The sequence below is a fragment of the Tsukamurella sp. NPDC003166 genome, from assembly GCF_040611135.1.
Taxonomy (GTDB): domain Bacteria; phylum Actinomycetota; class Actinomycetes; order Mycobacteriales; family Mycobacteriaceae; genus Tsukamurella.
Genome location: NZ_JBEXNL010000002.1, coordinates 398,511 through 417,653 on the forward strand (window position 1 = coordinate 398,511; position 19,143 = coordinate 417,653).

At 70.6% G+C, this 19,143-nt stretch carries 18 protein-coding genes; 11 read left to right on the forward strand and 7 right to left on the reverse strand.

The genetic code is table 11. From position 1 onward, the window contains the following. Positions 1-3: 3 nt before the first annotated feature. The 5 genes from ABZX10_RS04140 to ABZX10_RS04160 all read left to right on the forward strand — a co-directional run bounded on the left by ABZX10_RS04140 (position 4) and on the right by ABZX10_RS04160 (position 7,117). Positions 4-2,697 carry a glucosidase gene (locus ABZX10_RS04140; RefSeq protein WP_355534790.1) on the forward strand — a complete coding sequence of 898 codons (2,694 nt, stop codon included), beginning with the start codon at positions 4-6 and terminating at the stop codon, positions 2,695-2,697. Between the two features lie 118 nt (positions 2,698-2,815). Then, a complete protein-coding gene (locus ABZX10_RS04145) occupies positions 2,816-4,099 on the forward strand; it encodes a SidA/IucD/PvdA family monooxygenase (RefSeq protein ID WP_355534792.1) in 1,284 nt (427 codons plus the stop codon). Further along, the gene (locus ABZX10_RS04150) at positions 4,096-4,938 is read left to right on the forward strand and encodes a GNAT family N-acyltransferase (RefSeq protein WP_355534794.1); all 843 of its coding nucleotides are present in this window, start codon (positions 4,096-4,098) and stop codon (positions 4,936-4,938) included. The genes ABZX10_RS04145 and ABZX10_RS04150 overlap by 4 nt, the downstream gene beginning before the upstream one ends. Further along, the gene (locus ABZX10_RS04155; protein ID WP_355534796.1) at positions 4,935-5,282 is read left to right on the forward strand and encodes a hypothetical protein; all 348 of its coding nucleotides are present in this window, start codon (positions 4,935-4,937) and stop codon (positions 5,280-5,282) included. The genes ABZX10_RS04150 and ABZX10_RS04155 overlap by 4 nt, the downstream gene beginning before the upstream one ends. Next, positions 5,252-7,117, forward strand: a complete 1,866-nt coding sequence (locus tag ABZX10_RS04160) for an MMPL family transporter (protein ID WP_355534798.1) — start codon at positions 5,252-5,254, stop codon at positions 7,115-7,117. The genes ABZX10_RS04155 and ABZX10_RS04160 overlap by 31 nt, the downstream gene beginning before the upstream one ends. Here the strand turns inward: ABZX10_RS04160 and ABZX10_RS04165 are convergent. From ABZX10_RS04165 to ABZX10_RS04175, 3 genes are read right to left on the reverse strand one after another with little or no spacing between them, the layout of a single operon-like run. Continuing rightward, positions 7,043-7,534 (reverse strand): TspO/MBR family protein, encoded by a 492-nt coding sequence (locus ABZX10_RS04165; RefSeq protein ID WP_355534801.1) that lies wholly within the window; start codon positions 7,532-7,534, stop codon positions 7,043-7,045. The genes ABZX10_RS04160 and ABZX10_RS04165 overlap by 75 nt on opposite strands. A 51-nt stretch (positions 7,535-7,585) precedes the next feature. Then, positions 7,586-8,563, reverse strand: coding sequence for a magnesium transporter CorA family protein (locus tag ABZX10_RS04170; RefSeq protein ID WP_355534803.1), 978 nt, complete (start codon positions 8,561-8,563; stop codon positions 7,586-7,588). Positions 8,564-8,573: 10 nt separating this feature from the next. Continuing rightward, positions 8,574-8,954, reverse strand: a complete 381-nt coding sequence (locus ABZX10_RS04175) for an MmcQ/YjbR family DNA-binding protein (RefSeq protein WP_355534805.1) — start codon at positions 8,952-8,954, stop codon at positions 8,574-8,576. 23 nt (positions 8,955-8,977) lie between these two features. Here ABZX10_RS04175 and dapB point away from each other — a divergent pair, with 23 nt between their 5' ends. Genes dapB through ABZX10_RS04190 form a run of 3 tightly spaced genes read left to right on the forward strand, consistent with a single transcriptional unit; the run spans position 8,978 to position 10,652 of the window. Continuing rightward, on the forward strand, positions 8,978-9,721 hold the full coding sequence (gene dapB / locus ABZX10_RS04180) for a 4-hydroxy-tetrahydrodipicolinate reductase (protein WP_355534807.1): 744 nt from the start codon (positions 8,978-8,980) through the stop codon (positions 9,719-9,721). 5 nt (positions 9,722-9,726) lie between these two features. Next, complete coding sequence (locus ABZX10_RS04185) at positions 9,727-10,197, forward strand: hypothetical protein (RefSeq protein WP_355534809.1); 471 nt, start codon at positions 9,727-9,729, stop codon at positions 10,195-10,197. Beyond that, on the forward strand, positions 10,197-10,652 hold the full coding sequence (locus ABZX10_RS04190; protein ID WP_355534811.1) for a flavodoxin family protein: 456 nt from the start codon (positions 10,197-10,199) through the stop codon (positions 10,650-10,652). The genes ABZX10_RS04185 and ABZX10_RS04190 overlap by 1 nt, the downstream gene beginning before the upstream one ends. Positions 10,653-10,678: 26 nt before the next feature. Here ABZX10_RS04190 and ABZX10_RS04195 read toward each other — a convergent pair whose 3' ends face one another. From ABZX10_RS04195 to ABZX10_RS04210, 4 genes are read right to left on the reverse strand one after another with little or no spacing between them, the layout of a single operon-like run. Beyond that, entirely contained in the window at positions 10,679-11,269 is a 591-nt protein-coding gene (locus ABZX10_RS04195; protein WP_355534813.1) for an ATP/GTP-binding protein, read from the reverse strand. Then, on the reverse strand, positions 11,250-11,612 hold the full coding sequence (locus tag ABZX10_RS04200; RefSeq protein WP_355534815.1) for a DUF742 domain-containing protein: 363 nt from the start codon (positions 11,610-11,612) through the stop codon (positions 11,250-11,252). The genes ABZX10_RS04195 and ABZX10_RS04200 overlap by 20 nt, the downstream gene beginning before the upstream one ends. A gap of 7 nt (positions 11,613-11,619) precedes the next feature. Then, positions 11,620-12,033, reverse strand: coding sequence for a roadblock/LC7 domain-containing protein (locus tag ABZX10_RS04205; protein ID WP_355534817.1), 414 nt, complete (start codon positions 12,031-12,033; stop codon positions 11,620-11,622). Further along, entirely contained in the window at positions 12,030-14,615 is a 2,586-nt protein-coding gene (locus tag ABZX10_RS04210; protein ID WP_355534819.1) for an ATP-binding protein, read from the reverse strand. Before ABZX10_RS04210 ends, ABZX10_RS04205 begins: the two co-directional genes overlap by 4 nt. A 424-nt stretch (positions 14,616-15,039) precedes the next feature. Here ABZX10_RS04210 and ABZX10_RS04215 point away from each other — a divergent pair, with 424 nt between their 5' ends. The 3 genes from ABZX10_RS04215 to ABZX10_RS04225 all read left to right on the forward strand — a co-directional run. Further along, complete coding sequence (locus tag ABZX10_RS04215; protein WP_355534821.1) at positions 15,040-15,930, forward strand: SDR family NAD(P)-dependent oxidoreductase; 891 nt, start codon at positions 15,040-15,042, stop codon at positions 15,928-15,930. Between the two features lie 111 nt (positions 15,931-16,041). Beyond that, entirely contained in the window at positions 16,042-17,856 is a 1,815-nt protein-coding gene (locus tag ABZX10_RS04220) for a protein kinase (protein WP_355534867.1), read from the forward strand. Positions 17,857-18,352: 496 nt separating this feature from the next. Further along, the coding region (locus ABZX10_RS04225) for a DUF222 domain-containing protein (protein WP_355534824.1) at positions 18,353-19,143 on the forward strand (791 nt) is incomplete at its 3' end.

The window sequence follows — 19,143 nt, forward strand, 5'->3', positions numbered from 1 at the left end:
CGGGTGCAGCACACCGAGACGACCGCCGAACACCGCCGCCTCGCCGAGAGCCCCGGGCCCGACGGCGCGTGGCGCCTGTGGGGCCCGTACCTGTCCGGCCGGCAGTGGGGCACCGTCCGCGAGGATTACAGCGGGAACGGGGACGCCTGGGGGAGCTTCGGGTTCGAGCAGGCGCACCGTCGGGCCTACCGTTGGGGCGAGGACGGCCTCGGCGGCATCTGCGACCGCTACGGATTCCTCAATCTCTCGGTGGCGCTGTGGAACCACAACGACCCGATCCTCAAGGAGCGCCTGTTCGGGCTGACCAACGAGCAGGGCAACCACGGCGAGGACGTCAAGGAGTACTGGTGGCCCGTGGACGGGACGCCGACCCACAGCTGGATGCACTGGATGTACCGGTATCCGCAGGCGGAGTACCCCTACCAGCAGCTGCGCGACGCGAACGCCGCCCGCGGCCGTACCGAGCGCGAGTTCGAGCTGGCCGACACCGGCGTGCTCGCCGACAACCGGTTCTTCGACGTGCACGTGCGCTACGCCAAGGCCGCGCCGGACGATGTCTGTGTGGAGATCGAGGCGGTGAACAACGGGCCCTCGCCCGCGCCGCTGGACCTGCTGCCGCAGGTGTGGCTCCGGAACACCTGGACGTGGGGCCACGACGGCCGCCGCGGCGCGATCACCCGGCTCGACGGGCCCGAGCTCGGCGCGGGCGGCCTGCAGGCCGTGCGGGTCTGCCACGAGTGGCTCGGCGAGTACCACCTGGCCGCGGAGGGAGCTCCCGAAGTCCTGTTCTGCGACAACGAGACCGATGCGGTCGCGCTGTTCGGCAGCGCCGCGAACGCCTCGCCCTACCCGAAGGACGGGATCGGCCGGCGCGTGGTGAACGGCGACGAGTCGGCGGTCAATCCCGAGGGACGCGGCACCAAGGCCGCGTTCTGGTACCGGTTCGCGTCGGTGCCGGCGGGCGAGAGCGTCACCGTCCGGCTACGGCTCTCGCGCCCCGCCCCGTCGCTCGACACCTTCGGACCGGGCTTCGACGCGGTGCTCCGCGACCGCCGCGAGGAGGCGGACGAGTTCTACGGCGCCGTCATCCACGAGGACGTGCCGGACGCGGACCGGACGGTGGCGCGGCGCGCCTACGCGGGGATGCTGTGGAACAAGCAGCTCTACCGCTACGACGTGGAGTCCTGGCTCGAGGGCGACCCCGACGTGGACCCCGCTCCTCGCGAGCGCGCGGATCCGGGCCGCCGGAACACCACGTGGAAGCACTTCTCCCTGGCCGACGTGATCTCCATGCCCGACGAGTGGGAGTACCCCTGGTTCGCGGCGTGGGACCTGGCCTTCCACTGCATCCCCCTGGCCCGGGTGGACCCGGAGTTCGCCAAGGAGCAGCTCGTGCTCATGTGCCGCGAGTGGGCGATGCACCCGAACGGGCAGCTCCCCGCCTACGAGTGGGAGTTCGGCGATGTCAACCCGCCGGTGCACGCATGGGCGGCGTGGCACGTCTACCGGCTGGACGGGTGGCGGGACCAGGACTTCCTGATCCGTGTGTTCACCAAGCTGCTGCTCAACTTCTCATGGTGGGTCAACCGCAAGGGCTCCGACGACGCCGGGGTCTTCGAGGGCGGCTTCCTCGGGATGGACAACATCGGCTTCTTCAACCGCTCGGCGCCGCTGCCGCCCGGCTACCGGCTCGAGCAGTCCGACGCCACCAGCTGGATGGCCTTCTACTGCCAGCAGATGTTCAAGATCGCCATCGAGCTGAGCCGGCACGACCCGGTGTGGCAGGACTGCGCGACCAAGTTCCTCGAGCACTTCCTCCAGATCTCCAAGGCCACCTACAACTTCGGCTCGCACAGCCTGTCGCTGTGGGACGAGCGGGACGGCTTCTTCTACGACGTCCTGGTGCGGCCCGACGGCAGCGCCCAGCCGATGCGGGTGCGGTCGATGGTGGGTCTGCTGCCGCTGCTCGGCGCCACCGACGTGCCCGCATGGGTCGCCGAGAAGTGCCCCGATGTGACCGCCCGACTGAACTGGCTGCGCTCGCGTCGCCCCGAGTTGGTCGAGCCCGTGCTCTCCGGCAGCGACGCCGACGGCGGGGGTCGCATGCTGCTCTCCCTGGTCGGCCCCGAGCGGCTGCGCCGCGTCCTGGAGCGGATGTTCGACCCCGCGGAGTTCCTGGCGCCCTACGGCATCCGGTCGCTGTCGAAGGCGGAGCAGCAGGTGACGGAGGACGTCGAGGGCAACACCGTCTCGATCCAGTACGAGCCCGGCGAGTCCACGACGGGCATGTTCGGCGGGAACTCCAATTGGCGTGGCCCCGTGTGGTTCCCGGTGAACGTGCTGCTCGCCGACAAACTCCGCACCTACGGCCGCCACTTCGGCGACGATTTCACCATCGCCATTCCCACCGGCTCCGAGAACCTGTGCACGCTGGCGGAGGCCGCGGACGTCATCGACGAGGGCCTCGTCGGGCTGTTCCGCCCGGTCGCCCGGCCCGACGGTGCCGGGGCGCGCCGCCCGGCCGACGCCGCACGGATCGAGGGCAGCGACAACCCGCTGTGGTCGCAGCACCCGACCTTCTACGAGTACTTCGACGGTGACACCGGCGAGGGCCTGGGTGCGACCCACCAGACCGGGTGGACCGGCCTCGTGGCGCACCTGCACAACCCGCGCCTGCCGCTGGAACCGCCGGGGTGAATCGGCAACACCTGTTGTAACAGGGGTTATTTAAAGCGGTGTACGTGATCTTTCCGGGAGTACTATCCGTCCAGGCGGTCGGCGACTCACGCGTCCGCACCGGCGATGAGAGATCACGATGCGTTCCAGTCCAGGGGCGGATGTCGATGGGGATCGCGTCGACGTGCTCGGCGTCGGGTTCGGCCCGGCGAACCTCGCCCTGGCGATAGCGCTCGGCGAGATCGCGGTCCCCGGGCGCACGGTCCGGTTCCTCGAGCGACGGCCCGAGTTCGCGTGGCACCCGGGCATGCTGCTGCCCGGCACCTCGATGCAGATCGCGTTCCTCAAGGACCTCGTGACGCTGCGGAACCAGACGAGCCCGTTCTCCTTCGTCGCCTACCTCGGCGCCCGTGGCCGGCTCGTGGACTTCGTCAACCGCGCCGTCCTGACCCCCGAGCGGGCCGAGTTCGCCGACTACCTCGCCTGGGCGGCATCGTCGTTCACCGACGTGGTGGCCTACGGGCAGGAGGTGACCGACCTGTCCGAGAGCGCCGACGGTGCGCGGTTCGCCGTCCGGCACCGCGGCCCCGACGGCGTGGAGCGCACCACGCGTGCCCGGTCAGTGGTCGTCGCGCGCGGCTTGCGCCCGGTGTTGCCCGAATGGGCTCGGGCGCAGGCGGACACGGACCGGATCCTGCACAACATCGAGCTGGTGCCGCGGCTCGACGACCTCGCCCGTGAACTCCCCGGCGGGCTGCCCGCCGCGCGGATCCTCGTGGTCGGAGGCGGCCAGTCCGCGGCCGAGGTGGCGATCCACCTGCACGACGCCGGCGCGGCGGTCGACCTCGCCTTCCACGGCTTCGGGCTGGCCGCCGTGGACGAGAGCCCGTTCGTGAACCAGGTCTTCGATCCCGACGTGGTCGACGAGTTCGACGCCGCGGCGCCCGAGGTCCGCACCGAGCTGCTGCGCCGGCACGGCAATACCAACTACGCGGCCGTCGAGCACGCGCTGACGCACGAGCTGTACGACCGCTGGTACCGCGAGGCGGTCACCGGGCCCCGGCGCCTGCGCGTACACCGGACCACTGAGGTGAGCGCCGTCCGGTCCGGCCCGGGAGGCGTCGAGGTCACGCTGCGGCGCCTCACCACCGGGGAGACCTGCACCACGGTGTTCGACGCCGTGGTGTGCGCCACCGGGTTCGAGCCAGGCGGCCTCAGCGGGTTGGGCGGGATCGCACCGCCCGGCGCCGAGGTCCGCGTGGCGCGCTCGCACCGCGCGGTGATCGACGGCCGCGAGGTCCCCGGGCTCTACGTGCAGGGCGCCGACCTCCCGGGCCACGGCCTGGGAACCACGCTGCTGTCCACTGTCGCCGTCCGCGCGGGCGAGATCGCCCGCGTGCTGGATCAGGAAGAAGCGCCATGACGTCTCGGAAGACCTCGCTCGCGGGCACCGTGTTGTTCCGCGCCACCGAACGGACCCCCTTCACCGTGTTCGTGGCGCAGGATCCGCGCGACGTCGAACGCGCGCAGGCCCTGCGGTACGACGCCTTCTCCACCGAGCTGGGCGCGCCGCTGCCCGGCGCGGTGTTCAGCGAGCGCCTCGGCCGGCTGATCGACGTGGACCGCTTCGACGACTACAGCGCACATCTGCTCGTACGGCACGACGCAACGGACGAGATCGTCGGTTGCTACCGGATCATCCTGCCGGCGCCGCGCGGTGAGCGGGAGGTCTTCACCACCAGCATGTTCGACCTGAGCCCGGCGTTCGCGGCGATGGCCGACGACGTGGCCGAGTGGGGCCGGGCGACCATCGCCGCGGACCACCGCGGCGGCGTGGTCTCCGTGCTGCTGCGGATCGCACTGCTGGCGTTCTACGAGCGCGCAGGGTTCCGGTTCGCCATGGGCTGCATGTCCGTCCGGATGGAGGACGGGGTGCACCCCCGCGCCGCGCTCGTCCGCGCTGCGCTCGGCTTCCTCGCCGACAACCACGCACTCGCCGACGGCGACGTCCGCGCCACTCCGATCCGTCCGGTCGCCGTCGACGGGGTACCGCTCGCCGCACTGCCGCGGCCCGAGGGCGCCGACGAGGACCTCGTGCCGCCCACCATCCGGATCGCCGTCCGCTACGGCGGCGTCGTGTGCGGGATGCCCTCGTACGATCCGGACTTCGAGATGGCCGACTTCCTCGTGCTCTTCGAGGACGAACGGATGCGGCGGGCGGGGTGCCTCGACGAGGTCCGCTCGTTCCTCGCGGCGCTGTGATCGCGCGCCTGAGTCGGTGGGTCATCGCGCGGCCCCGCACCGTGCTCGGCGCGGCGGTGCTGCTGCTCGTCGTCCTGGGCGTTCTCGGGGCCGGCGTCGGCGGGGCGCTCAAGAGCGGTGGCAGCACCGACCCGCGCGCCGAATCCGCTCGCGCGCAGCAGATCCTGTCGGACGACTTCCACCGCGGCGGGTCCGCACTGGTCCTCTCCGTACGCAGCGACGCGGAGGCCTCCGATGCCGCGGCCGCCGAGTACGGGCGCGCCGTGACCGAACGGCTACGGCGGACACCCGCGGTCCAGTCCGCCGTTTCCGCGTGGTCCGACCCCGCCGCGGCGGCGCGGTGACCTCCGGCGACCGGCGCACCGGCCTGGTCGTGGCGAGCATCGCCGGCGGCACCGGTGAGGCGCCGAACCATGCGCGGGCGATCGTCGACTCCCTGCCGCGCCCACCCGACGGGGTGCGGGTCGACGCCGGCGGCGAGGCGATGACCTACCTGCAGATCAACGACCGGTCGGGGCGGGATCTGGTGCGCGCCGAGCTCATCGCGCTCCCGCTCACCTTCCTCGTCCTGGTCTGGGCCTTCGGCGGTCTCGTCGCCGCGGCCGTGCCGGTGGTGATCGGGATCGCGGCGATCATCGCCACCTCCGGGCTCCTGCGGCTCGTGGCCGAGGCCACCGACGTCTCCGTGTTCGCGCTCAACCTCATCACCGCTATGAGCCTCGCGCTGGCCATCGACTACACGCTGCTCGTGGTGAGCCGCTACCGCGAGGAGGTGCCCGAGCGGGGCCGCGAGGAGGCGGTCGTCGCCGCGATGGCGACGGCGGGGCGCACCGTCGTCTTCTCCGCCGTGACGGTCGGGCTGAGCCTGGCCGCGATGGTGCTCTTCCCCATGTACTTCCTGCGGTCCTTCGCGTACGCCGGCATCGTCGTCGTCGCGTTCACCGCCGGCGCCACCGTGCTGGTGACACCGGCGATCCTGACTCTGCTGGGGGACCGGATCGACCGCCTCCGGGTGGGTGGCGGACCGCGGCGCGCCGACGAATCCCGCTGGTACGGCATGGTTCGCGCCGTGCAGCGCCGCGCCGTCCCGCTCGCGATCGCCGTCATGGTGGCGCTGCTCGCGCTCGGCGCGCCCTTCCTCGGCGCGAAGCTCGGCTACCCGGACGACCGCGCGTTGCCGACCGCGGCATCGTCGCACCGGGTGGGTGACGACCTGCGAACGGCTTTCCGCCCCAACCCGACCGCCGATGTGCTCGTGGTGGTGGAGGGCGCACCGTCGGGCCTCGAGGACTACGCCCGGGAACTGTCCCGGATCACCGGCCCCGTCGTCGGTCCGGACGGGACGTGGCTGCGCGGCGAACGCATCGCCGACGGTGACCCGACCTCCCGATCCGGCGGGCGGGCGCTGCTGACGGTGGCGGGGGAGCACGACCCGCGGTCGGGGGAGGGGAGCGCGCAGCTCGACGCGCTGCGCGCCGTGCCCGCGCCGGGGGCGACGCTGTTCGCCGGTGCGGCGCAGGCGGACCGGGACGCCGTGGACTCGATCCTCGGCGCGGCGCCGCGGGTGCTGGGGGCGATCGCGGTCACCACCCTCATCCTGCTGTTCCTGCTCACCGGGAGCGTGCTGCTGCCGTTGAAGGCGTTGGTACTCAACGTGTTGTCGCTGTCGGCGACCTTCGGGGCGATGGTGTGGATCTTCCAGGAGGGTCATCTGGGCGGGCTCGGTACGACGGTGACCGGGCACCTCGTCGCGGACATGCCGGTGCTGATGTTCTGCATCGCCTTCGGGCTGTCGATGGACTACGAGGTCTTCCTGCTCTCGCGGATCCGCGAACAGTGGCGGGCGGCGCCCGGCCGGGACCGCGAGGCGAACGACGAGGCCGTGGCCCGCGGCATCGCGAGCACCGCCCGGGTGGTGACCGCGGCGGCGCTGCTGATGGCCGTGGTGTTCGCGGCGATCGGCCTGTCGGAGGTCTCGTTCATGCGGATGCTCGGCGTGGGGCTGGCGATCGCGGTGCTGCTGGACGCGACGCTCGTGCGGCTCGTGCTGCTGCCGGCCTTCATGCGGATCGCGGGCACCGCGAACTGGTGGCCCCGCGGCGGGTCAGGAGTTGAGCATGACGATCGAGTAGTTGAGCGCCGTGGCGAACAGGATCCAGCCCAGGTAGGGGACCAGTAGCGCCGCGGCGGTGCGCGTGACCGCGCTGAACGCGGCGATGGTCGCGATCACCAGCAGGTCGAGCAGGACGATCACCCCGAGCGCGACGGCGCGCAGCTCCAGCGCGAAGAACAGCGGCGTCCACGCGAGATTCACCAGCAACTGCACGGCGTAGAGCCGGATCGCCCGGCTGCGCCAGGACGGGGTCCGTCGCCAGACCAGCCACGCGGCGATCGCCATCAGCAGGTACAGCAGGCCCCACGCGGGACCGAAGAGCTTGCTGGGCGGGGCCCACGGCGGCTGGGCCAGTCGGGCGTACTCGCCGGCAGCGTCCGCGGACGCCAGGCCGCCCAGCAGTGCGACCACCGCGACCGCGGCGAGTGAGATCAGCAGAGCGAGCGGGTGCCATCGCGGGTGCGAATCGGACGATCCGGTCATCCTCCGAGAGTAGGCGCGTCACCGCCGTCGCGCTCGGCGAGCGAGCAGTGCTCAGAGCCAGCCACGGCGCTTGAACGCGGTGTACAAGGCGCCTGCGATCGCCAGCATCATGACCAGGCTCAGCCAGTAGCCCCACTCCTTGCCGAACCCCGGGTACGGGACGTTCTGGCCGAAGTAGCCGGTGATCGCCGTGGGCACGGCGATGATCGCCGCCCAGCTGGTGAGCTTCTTCATCACCGTGTTGAGCTGGTTGTCGACGAGCGCGAGATTGGTCGAGCGGACCGATTCCACCGCGTCGCGCAGGCCCTCGGTCCAGTCGGCGGCGCGCATCGTGTGGTCGTAGACGTCCTCGGCGTAGGGGAGCAGGTCGTGCTTCTCCGTCGCCGCGGAGACGCGGCGCAGCAGCGAGCCCACCACGTCCCGCATGGGGAGAACGATCCGGCGCAGCTCACCCACGTTCTTGTGCAACTCGAAGGCGATCTGCGAGACGCGGTCACTGGAGCGGTTGTCGAAGAGGATCGACTCCACGTCGTCGAGCTTCTCGTCGACCGCCGTGATGCGCGCGGTGTACCCGTCGACCACGGCGTCGAGCAGCATGAGCTCGAGGGCGTGCGGGCCGAAGCGCAGCAGGTCGGCGTTCTCCGCGATGGCGTCGGCGACGCCCTCGACGTCGAAGCCGAGCCCCAGTCGGACGGTGAGCACGCCGTGCGCGAACAGGAACATCGAGATGCGGCTCGTCGAGCCGTCCTCCGTGACCGTGTAGGCGGTCACGAACAGGATCTCGCCGTAGCGCAGCGACTTCGGGCGCTCGTGCACGGTGAGCGCGTCCTCCACCGCCAGCTTGTCCAGGTGCAGCGCCGAGGCCAGCGGCGCGAACTGCGCCTCCGTCGGGTCCAGCACGTCCACCCAGGTCAGGCCGGACGTTCGCGCCAGCGCGTTCTCCGCGGTGACGACCTCCGCGTGGTCGGAGCGATCGAAGCACGGCGCACCGCTGGCGCCCTCGTTCCACGTGCGGATGGTCACGTCCATGCGGGCAACCCTAGGGCCCGGCCACCGGCGGGCGCTCGACGAGTTCCGCGAGGGCCGCGGGCGCCTGCACGCAGTAGGAGTCGGTGAGGAGCTCGGCGACCTCGTCCCAGTCGGTGGCCTCGTCGACGAGGATCCCGACGGTGCTCTCGCCCCAGTTCACCCGGAAGTACGGATCCCCGAGATTCTCGAACGCCGGGACCTCGCCCGGTTCCGCGCGGAAGATCAGCCGGAACCGCTGGTCCTCCCCGCCGAAGACGTGGGCCACCGTCGAACCGCGGACGCGCCAGCGCGTGCCCACCCAGGCACGGTCGGCGACGCACTCGGGGAAGGCCTCGAGGATGCCGGCGAGGCGGTCGAGCCACGCGTCGGGAACGTCTGGTCGGGCGGTCACTCGGCCAGGGTATCGTCGGGCGCATGCTGAACGTGGGTGTGTTGGGGTCCGGTGGCAAGGTCGGCCGCGCGATGGTCGACGCAGTGGAGGCGGCCGACGATCTGTCGCTGAGTGCGGCGGTGGACGCGGGTGACATGCTCACCGGCCTCCTCGACTCGAACACGCAGGTCGTGATCGATTTCACCCACCCCGACGCGGTGATGGACAACTTGAAGTTCCTCATCGACAACGGGATCCACGCCGTGGTCGGCACCACCGGTTTCACGGACGACCGTCTCGACACCGTGCGCGAGTGGCTCGCCGAGAAGCCCGAGGTCGGCGTGCTGATCGCGCCGAACTTCGCCATCGGCGCCGTCCTGTGCATGCGCTTCGCCGCGCAGGCCGCCAAGTACTTCGACTCCGTCGAGATCATCGAGCTGCACCACCCGCACAAGGCCGATGCGCCGTCCGGCACCGCCAGCCGCACCGCTGAGCTGATCGCGGAGGCCCGCGAGGAGGCCGGTCGCGGCCCCATGCCCGACGCCACCTCCGCCGAGTTCGACCGCGCGCGCGGCGCCCGGGTCGACGGTGTCCGGGTGCACTCCGTCCGCGTCGCCGGCCTCGTCGCCCACCAGGAGGTCCTGCTGGGCACCCAGGGCGAGACGCTGACCATCCGGCACGACTCGCTCGACCGCAGCTCGTTCGTCCCCGGTGTGCTGCTGGGGGTGCGCGGCATCTCGTCGCGGCCCGGCCTGACGGTGGGCATCGAGCCGTTCATGGATCTGTGAGTGGCATGACGCAGCGCGAACGCGGCAACCTGGGGCAGCTCCTGGTCATCGGGTTCCTCGCCGTCGCGATGCTCCTGTACATCGGCCTGATCGGCGTGTGGGCGTCGATGATCGCCGGCCGTGGTGGGGCGGCGAACATCGGCCTCGCGGTGGGCATGGTCCTCGTCGGCGTGATGGGGCTGTGGATCCTGTGGTCGGTGCTGCGCAACGGCTACGCGCACCAGAGGCTGGCCGCGTCTGCGAAGGCTTTGGGGCGCGACCTGGACGTCTCGGACCTGCCGACGATGCCGTCCGGGCGCGTCCAACGGGACGCCGCGGACGCGCTGTTCGCCGAGGTCAAAGCGGAGTACGAGGCCGATCCCGATTCCTGGGTGACCACCTACCGGCTCGCCCGCGCCTACGACTACGCCGGCGACCGCTCTCGGGCGCGGAACTGGATGACCAAAGCCGTCGCGCTGGAGAAGAAGTCCCGCTGATGGCCGTGCTCCTGGTGATTCACCACACCCCGTCTCCGCACTGCCAGGAGATGTTCGAGGCGGTGATCGCCGGGGCCACCGATCCTGAGATCGAGGGCGTGGAGGTCGTGCGCCGGGCGGCGCTCACTCTGTCACCGGCCGACGTGCTGGCGGCCGACGGCTACGTGCTGGGGACTCCGGCGAACCTCGGCTATATCAGCGGTGCCCTCAAGCACGGGCTCGACACCGTGTACTACCCCTGCCTGGACTCGACGCGGGGGAGGCCGTGGGGCTTCTACGTCCACGGCAACGAGGGCACCGAGGGGGCCGAGCGGGCGGTGGACTCGATCACGGCCGGGCTCGGCTGGGAGCGGGTCACGCCTCACGTCGTCGTCTCGGGCAAGCCCACGAAGGCCGACCTGGAGGCGTGCTGGAACCTCGGCGCCACTGTCGCCGCGCAGCTGATGGTGTGCTGATCGCAGTCCCAGGGGCATGGCGGGTGTCAGCCCGTGGCGGGCTGGAGCGGGGGCAGCGAGGCGAGCGCGTACTGCGAGAGCGTGATCAGCGCCCCCCTTGCCGAGTCGCGGTCCCGGGCGTCGATCGCGATGATCGGCACCTCCGGGGGCAGCGCCATCGCCTGCCGGATGTCGGTCACCGGGTAGCGGGCGGCACCGTCGAACTCGTTGATCGCGACCACGAACGGCAGCCCCTTCGACTCGAAGTAGTCCACGGCCGCGAAGCTGTCGTCGAGCCGGCGGGTGTCGATCAGGATGATCGCGCCGATCGCGCCGCGCACCAGGTCGTCCCACATGAACCAGAACCGGTTCTGGCCCGGCGTGCCGAACACGTACAGCACCAGGTCCTCGGCCAGGTTGATCCGGCCGAAATCCATGGCCACCGTGGTGGTGTCCTTGCGCGGGAGGGCGCTCAGGTCGTCGACCAACGAGCTCTCGTCGGTGACCAACGCCTCCGTGCGTAGCGGCTCGATGTCGGAGACCGATCCGACCAGCGTGGTCTTGCCGACACCGAACCCGCCGGCGATGACGATCTTCGCCGAGGTGACAGCAGTCGAATCAGGCTCGCTGTAGTCCACTGAGGACCCTTTCGATCAGGTCGCGGCGGACTGCGTCGCTGGAATCCGCCTCGAGGGTTGCCATCACACGGACGTGGCCGGTCGCGACGAGATCCGCGACCAGGACGTGGATCACGCCGAGCGGAGTGCCCACTCGGGCGGAGATCTCCGCGATGGAGATCAGCTCACGGGTCATCTCCACGATCACGTTGCCGACCGCGCTCGTCGGTCGGGGCAGGTCGTCGGCCCGCGGCAGGCGCTTGACGGTCGCCTCCCACCCGAACCTCAGATTCGGCTGAGTGCGGCCGGTGGTCAGGGCGTAGGGCCGGACCAGGCGCGGGATCCGTCGGTCTGGATCGGTCATGACGGCGTCAGCGCCCGGTCGCCGACCGCGGCGTGGCCGCGACGACCTCGCCGACTCGATCGACGAGCAGCGCCATCTCGTAGCCCACCTGGCCGATGTCGCAGGTCGCGGTAGTCAGCACCGACAGGTAGGAGCCCTGGCCGACCGCCATCAGTAGCAGGAAGCCCTTCTCCATCTCGACGACCGACTGGTGGACGACGCCACCGTCGAACAGCGTCGACACCCCGACCGAGAGACTCGCCAGGCCCGAGGAAACGGCGGACAGCTGCTCGGCGCGGTCCAGCGGCAGCTGCCGGCTGGCCGCCATCAACAGGCCGTCGGCCGAGACCAGGACCGCGTGCGCCACCCCGGAGACCTCGTCGGCGAACTTGGACACCAGCCAGTCGAGGCGGCGCTCGCCGGGCGGCGTCGCGGCCGTCATCGCTGCGTCCCGTCGTTGCCGGCGTGCGCCCGGCCCCGGCGCACGCCCTGCTGGTGCAGGTTGAGCGAGGCGCGGATCGACTCGGGGTCGCGAGTGCCAGTCCGGGCGGCCGCGGTCGTGACCGCGCCCGGGACCAACCGGTGCCCGGGACGGCGATGCGGAAGGCCGTTCGCGGTGCGATCCGCCGCCGACTGCGATGCGTCGCGTGCGGCGGTCCAGCCCATGTCGGCTATCGAATCGAATGCCGGGGGCGGGCCCCACACCGCCTCGTTCGGATCCGTCAGCCACGCCGACACCATGCCGTCGAAGATCGGAGTGCCGACGGCCGCCGGCTCCGGCGCCGGTTCCTGGGGCGGAGCCGGAACCGGAGCCGCGGCGTGCGCGGGATGCAGGGCCTGCGGCTCCACGGGCTGGGCCTGCGCGGGCCGGGCCCGTTCGGGTTGCGGCTGCGCGGCCGGGAGCGAGCCGCCGGGCGTGCGCTGCGGCAACCCGGGACCCGCGGTGCGGACGGGCCGCGTTTCGAAGTCGAGCGTGACGAACGACGAGCCGTTGGGACCGGGCGTGACGTACGGCGTTCGGATCGCCTTGGTGACAGCCGGTTCCGTGACCGGCTTCGCCGCCGGCTCCGTGACCGGCTCCTCCTGGGCGGCGAGCTCGCCCTGCGGCACCCGGACCGGAAGGGGCGCGTCATCGCTGCTCGCGAACTTCGCGTCGTCGGCGTCCGAGGGCTTCTGCGGGTCGAACGATGCGGGCACGATCAAGTGCGCCGGGATGTGCACGGTGGCCGTGATCCCGGGATTGCGGGCGGCGTCGATCGTGGGGTGCAGCCGGACGCGGACGCCGTGGCGCTTCGCGAGCCGCGAGACCACCAGCAGTCCCATCTGGCGGGTCGCCTCCGGCGTGAGCTCGCGCCCCTGCTCGAGGCCCTCGTTGATAGCGGCGAGCCGCTCCCGCGGGATGCCGATGCCGCGGTCCACGATCTCGACGAGCATGCCGCGGTCCTCCGCCTCGGCGACGACGAACTGGACGTCCGAGTCCGGGGGCGAGGCGCGAAGTGCGTTGTCGAGCAGCTCGGCGACGAGGTGGGCGACGTCGGTCGCGGCCGGCTCGGCGAGCGAGCCCGGCGGACTGATCGCGAGCCGCACGCGGCGGTACTCCTCGACCTCGGACGTGGCGGCGTGCAGGACCTCGCAGATCGGCACGGCGGGCGCGGCACCGCCGCGGGTGCGCTTGTCGGCGATGATGAGGAGATTGTCGCTGGACCGGCGCATGCGGGCGGCGAGGTGGTCGAGGGCGAACAGGCGGTCCAGGACCCGGGGGTCCTTCTCGTCGTACTCCATCGACTCGATCACCTCGAGCTGCCGGTCCACCAACCCGCGGCTGCGCCGCGCGAGCGTCTCCAGCATGTCATCGACCTGCGTCCGCAGCGCGACCTGCTCGCCCGCGAGCCGGACCGCCTCGCCGTGCAGGGCGTCTACGGCGCGCGCGACCTCGCCGATCTCGTCCTGCGTGTCGATCGGCACGCCGGCCAGGGCACCGTCGACGGCCTCCCCGTGCTTGATCCGGTCGATCTCGGCCGGCAGGTCCTCGTGAGCGATGCGGCGGGCCGCATCCTCGAGGGTGCGCAGCGGCCGCGTGATCGAGCGCGCCACGACGACCGCGACCGCGAGGGCCAGCGCGAGGGCCAGCAGCACGATCGCGGTGTCGCGGATCGCGCTGGTGCGGGCCGCGGATGCCCGTTCGTCGACGGCGGTCCGGATGGCGTTCGCGGCGTCGGTCGACAGAGTCTGGAACAGTTCGGAGGAGCGAACGCCCTGCTCTCGCACGGTGGTGGCTTTGGTGGTGGCCGGGTTCCACTGCGCGCGCTGCTGCTCAAGGGAGTTCAGCTCGGCGATGCGCGCGTCGTTCGCCGGGTAGCGGCCCGCGAGCCGCTGTAGGGCCGAGCGCTCCGCCCCCTGGTATCCGAGGTACTCGGTGCGCGGGTAGGTGGGGGACGCCTGGGTCTGGAGGAACGAGACGGACTCGTCGAGCAGGAGGGTGCGGGCGGCGAGGATGGCCGCGAGGCGGTCGTTCTCGGTCCGCACCGCCGCGTCGTCGATCGGTCCGATCGCCGCGCCGAGAACGCCGACGACGGCCTCCTCCAGCTGATGCAGGAGGGTCACCACGTGCTGCGGCGATTGGGTGGGCGACGTGCCGCCCGACCGGATCTCCTTGACCGTGGTGAGCACCTCCGACGCCGAACGCTGCACGTCCTCCGGGAGCGAACCGCCGTCGACCAGCCCCTGGACGGTCGTGACGGCGCGGTCCGTGCGCGCGAGGATGTCGGGTGTCACGGCGCGCGGGATCTGGGCGGCACCGAGCACCGCCGTGGCGCCGTACGCCTCGAGGATGTCGGGCAGCCCAGACGCCCGGGTCACCTCCGCGCGGGCAGCGCCGGACTCGTCGACCGCGCTCCAGATCCGCGATCCACCCAGGATGGTCGCGAGTAGGAGGGGCACCGCGAGGACCGCGGCGACGCGCCACGCGATCGGCCAGCCGCTGAGACTCCAGCTCCGTCGTCGAGGTTCTGCCTTGCCAGTCATCTGGTTGACCCCATCGCCGCGGCGCCATGCGCCTGGTCCGACTCGACCGCCGCGGCCGGGTCCCGCAGGGCCCGCCACGGCAGTCGCTGATTCACTATCACGTGTCGCTGGTCGCCGATCGACCGGCCACGATGGCCGAGATTAACGCAATCTTCCAGGTCGAACGTCGGCAACCCAGCCGAACCCAGACGAAAAATACCATTCAGTCCTGTATGACGATTGTTTATCAACATTGATATCAGTTCCGTCGGTTGGCGATAATGGAGCGGTGTCTATGCGCGTTCGCGGGTCGTGGAGCGGGACCGGCCGGGGTGGACTCGTTTCCGTCCGAGGCGCGCACTCGACGCGTAGGCTCGTGACGAATATAGAAAGTATTCTAGGCTGCTTCCACCTTCGGTGGACGCGTTCGCATGAAGGAGTGGACATGGTGTCATTCGAGGGCAAGGTCGCGATCGTCACCGGGGCGGGCCGTGGGCTGGGCGCGTCGCACGCGAAGCTGCTCGCCTCGCTCGGCGCGTCGGTGGTCGTCAACGACCTCGGCGGCTCGGCGACCGGAACCGGCGCCAGCACCGCTCCCGCGGAGGAAGTGGTGGCGGAGATCATCGCCGCCGGTGGCAGGGCAGTCGCGAACTTCGACTCCGTGTCCGAGAATCCGGAGGGCATCGTCGCGTCGGCGATCGACGCGTTCGGCAAGCTCGACGTCGTCGTCAACAACGCGGGCATCAACCAGGCCCACGCGTTTGAGGGCGACATTATGGCGTCCATCCGCAAGCACATGGAGGTGCACTTCTACGGCACCGCGGGAGTCACCGCCGCGGCGTGGCCGCACCTGATCGCCAGCGGCGAGGGCCGCGTGGTGAACACGACCTCGCCGACCCTCGTCGGCTTCCCCGAGCAGACCCCGTACGTCTCGGCGAAGGGGGCCATCCTCGCGTTCACCCGCACGCTGGCCTTCGAGGGCGCCCCGCTGGGGATCAAGATCAACGCCATCGCACCGACCGCCGCGTCGCGCATGTCGGATGAGGCCGACCTGCCCGAGGACTTCAAGCAGTTCATGCGCGACAACCTGCCGGCGTCGCTGGTCAGCCCGGTCGTCGCATACCTCGCCTCCGCGGGCTGTGCCATCAACGGCGAGGTACTCGAGACCCAGGGCGGCGCGGTGAAGCGCTTCGTGCTGGGACTCAACGGCGGCTACGCGAACACGGAGCTGACCGCCGACCTGGTGGGCGAGCACATCGCGGAGATCCTCGACGCGTCCACGCACGTGCCCTTCGCGACGATCGACCAGCAGGATCTCAGCGCCGTCGGGAAGTGATCCACTGCCGGCCACGGCGGGCCCGCCCACGGGTATCTGGGGGCCGCCGTGGCCGCGCAGCTCATGGGGGGCGGACACCTCGCTGCTATCGTTCGTCCGGGGAGGGTGTCGATGCTGCAGCCAGGGGAAGTATTCGCCGGATATGTGATCGAGCGTCGGCTCGGCGCGGGTGGCATGGGCGAGGTCTACGTGGCCCGGCATCCGCGACTGCCGCGACGCGAGGCGCTCAAGGTACTTGCCGCGAATCTTGCCGACGATGCCCAGTTCCGGGCCCGGTTCGAGCGAGAGGCCGATCTCGCCGCGTCGCTCAGTCATCAGAACATCGTGGCCGTACACGACCGGGGTGAAGCGGACGGTCGGCTGTGGATCGCGCTGGACCTCGTCGACGGCGTGGACCTCGGCGAGGTGGTGCGGCGCGCGCCGATTCCGGTCGACGAGGTGGCGCGGGTGGTGGGCGACGTGGCGGCGGCGTTGGATTTCGCCGGTGCGCGGGGCTTGATCCATCGCGACGTGAAGCCCGCGAACATCATGGTGAGCTCGACCGGTCGGGTGTTGCTGACGGACTTCGGGATTGCGCGGCTGGGCGCGGAGAATTCGGACCTGACGGGCACCGGGATGACGCTGGGGACGATCAGCTACGCCTCGCCGGAGCAGTTGCAGGGATTGCCGGTGGATGCGCGGTCGGATCAGTACTCTCTGGCGGCGACTGCGTTCCACCTGCTGACAGGGGCCGTGCCGTTCGCGAATACGAATGCCGGTGCCGTGATCGTGGCGCAGGTGACCGCGCCGGTGCCGAGCGTGCGTGTGTCGCGCCCTGAGCTGAGCCCGCGGGTGGATGCGGCCATTGCCCGTGCGATGGCCAAGTCGCCGGCGGATCGGTTCGCGTCGAGCGAGGCGTTCGCCGCGGAGCTGAGGACCGCGCTCGCGGAAGGCGAGGCCGGAGCCGCGTCCTCCGCGCCCACGCTCGTTCGGGGAGCTACCACGACGCCGTCGGTCCCAGCCTTAGGGCCCGATCTCGCGCAGGCCCACCTTGCCCCGCCGGCACCGTCGCCGAGTCCGGAGAAGCGCGGCAGAAGGCGCTATCGAACTGTGGTCGTCGTCGCTGCGGTCATCACGGTGGTGGTTCTGATCGCCGGTGCAGCCGCGTTCTACGTGATGCGCCCCACGAATTCGGCGGACTCCGCCTCAGCCGGAGTGCTCGCGGCAAGCGATTTCGGCTATTGCGCGGCGCGACAAGGAGTTCTGGCCTGCACGACCGGTACGAGTGGGGAGAGCCTTAAGTTAGTGCCGGGGCTGTCCGGAGTCACCGACGTGGCGACGGACGGGGTCAACACCTGCGCGGTCGCGAGTGGAGACCTGTGGTGCTGGGGTGACAACACGAACGGTCAACTAGGAATCGACGGTGCGCAGCTTTCGTCGACGACGCCGCAACGTGTTCAGGGGATATCCGACGTCACGGATGTCGCTGTCGGGGACCACACGGCGTGTGCTGTCAGTGCAGGGAGCGTCTACTGCTGGGGCAAGTTGGGGACATCCGACAGTGGGCGCGGAAAGGTGACCCGCCCGGAGAAGGTGGGCACAATCACCGGTGCCACGAGTGTGACGACGTCCGAGGGGACATCGTGTGCAGTTGCTGATAAGGCCGCCTGGTGTTGGGGAGACAACCGCGGGGGCGAGGCGGGTACGGGAAATACGAACTCGATTCCCAACGAGTCCCCGGTCAAGCTGCAGAACCTCGGAACGTCTGTGACCGCGATCGTCACCAGTCATCAACTGACCTGCGCTCTCGCTGATCGACAGCCTGCGTGTTGGGGCTCGGCGAACTGGCTGCGGCTGGCGAATCCCGGATCGAACAAGGCGGCGGAGAATGTGTACGGAATGTCCGGGATCTCGGCATCGCGGCGGCGAACGTCGGTGACGTCATGACGAACCCGATGGTGACGAGTCCGCTGGTGTGCGGTCTCGCGAGTGGATCGGTCGTGTGTCGAGGGGCTAACGCGATGGGGCAACTCGGCGTCGGGAACACACAGAGCACCTTCGATACAGTAAAGGTCGTAGGTGTCAGTGCGGCGTCGAAGGTGGCCGTCGGACAGTTCTTCGGCTGCGCGCTCACTGGAGCGGACGAGCAACTCACGTGTTGGGGCAAACAGGTACCAGGACGTCCGTACGGAATCCTCGAAGCCCGGGCCGTCAGCTGGCCGAGCTGACGACTGCGTCGGGCACAGCGCGCCTGACATCGTCTCCGGCAGTCTCGTTGTTCGATGTGAATATGCTGCCTCGAAAACTTGTCGGTGGGTCCGGGTAGCGTCCTGGTATGGATGAAAACACTGTCGTAGAAGAAGATCCGCCTCCCGAAGCGGCGTCGGGTGTAGACGTTGTGGACCGGTTGCGTTCGAGTGAAGTCCGGCGGTGCCGGTTGGCGGTGGAGCAGTACGCGCTGGCGGCGGATCTGCTGCGGCAACGCGTGTGTGAGCGGGTGGCGGCGGGGGTGCCGCAGGATCGGTGGCAGCAGGGCGTCGCCGCCGAGGTCGCGCTCGCGTTGCACATCTCGCCGAACACCGCCGCCCGGTTCCTGGGCCGGGCGGTGGAGTTGGAGCGGTACATGCCGCACACCCGGGCCCGGCTCTACGACGGTGACCTGTCCCCGGAGGCGATCCCGACTCTGCTCGCGGGCCTGAGTCACTTGGACATCGCGGACCGGCAACGCGCCGACGAGGAGCTCTGTGCGGATCCGGCGGTGTTGGCGGGGTTGGGGCTCAAGCAGTTGGCGGGGAAGGTGCAGCAGGTCGCCTACCGATTGGATGCGCAGGCGACGGTGGATCGGATCGCGGCGGCGGAGAAGGACCGCACCGTCACCTTGCGGCCCCTGCCGGAGGGGATGGCCCGGTTGTCGCTGCTGCTGCCGATGGCGCAAGGGGTCGGCGCGTACGCCGCGCTCCGTAAGCACGCCGACACCCAGGTCGGGCACGATGAGGAGTTGCGGACCCGGCCGCAGCTCATGGCCGACACCGCGTTCGCCCGGTTGACCGGCCGCGATGCCGCCGCCGGACAGCCGGTTACCGTGAACGTCACCGTTCCCGCGGAGGTGCTCCTCGGCGACCGGCCGGGCACCGTGCATCTCGACGGTGGCGGCAGCATGCCGGCGGAGATCGCCCGCAATCTCATCGGCAGGGCCACCGCCAACGGTGTGGCATGGGTCAAACGCCTGTTCGT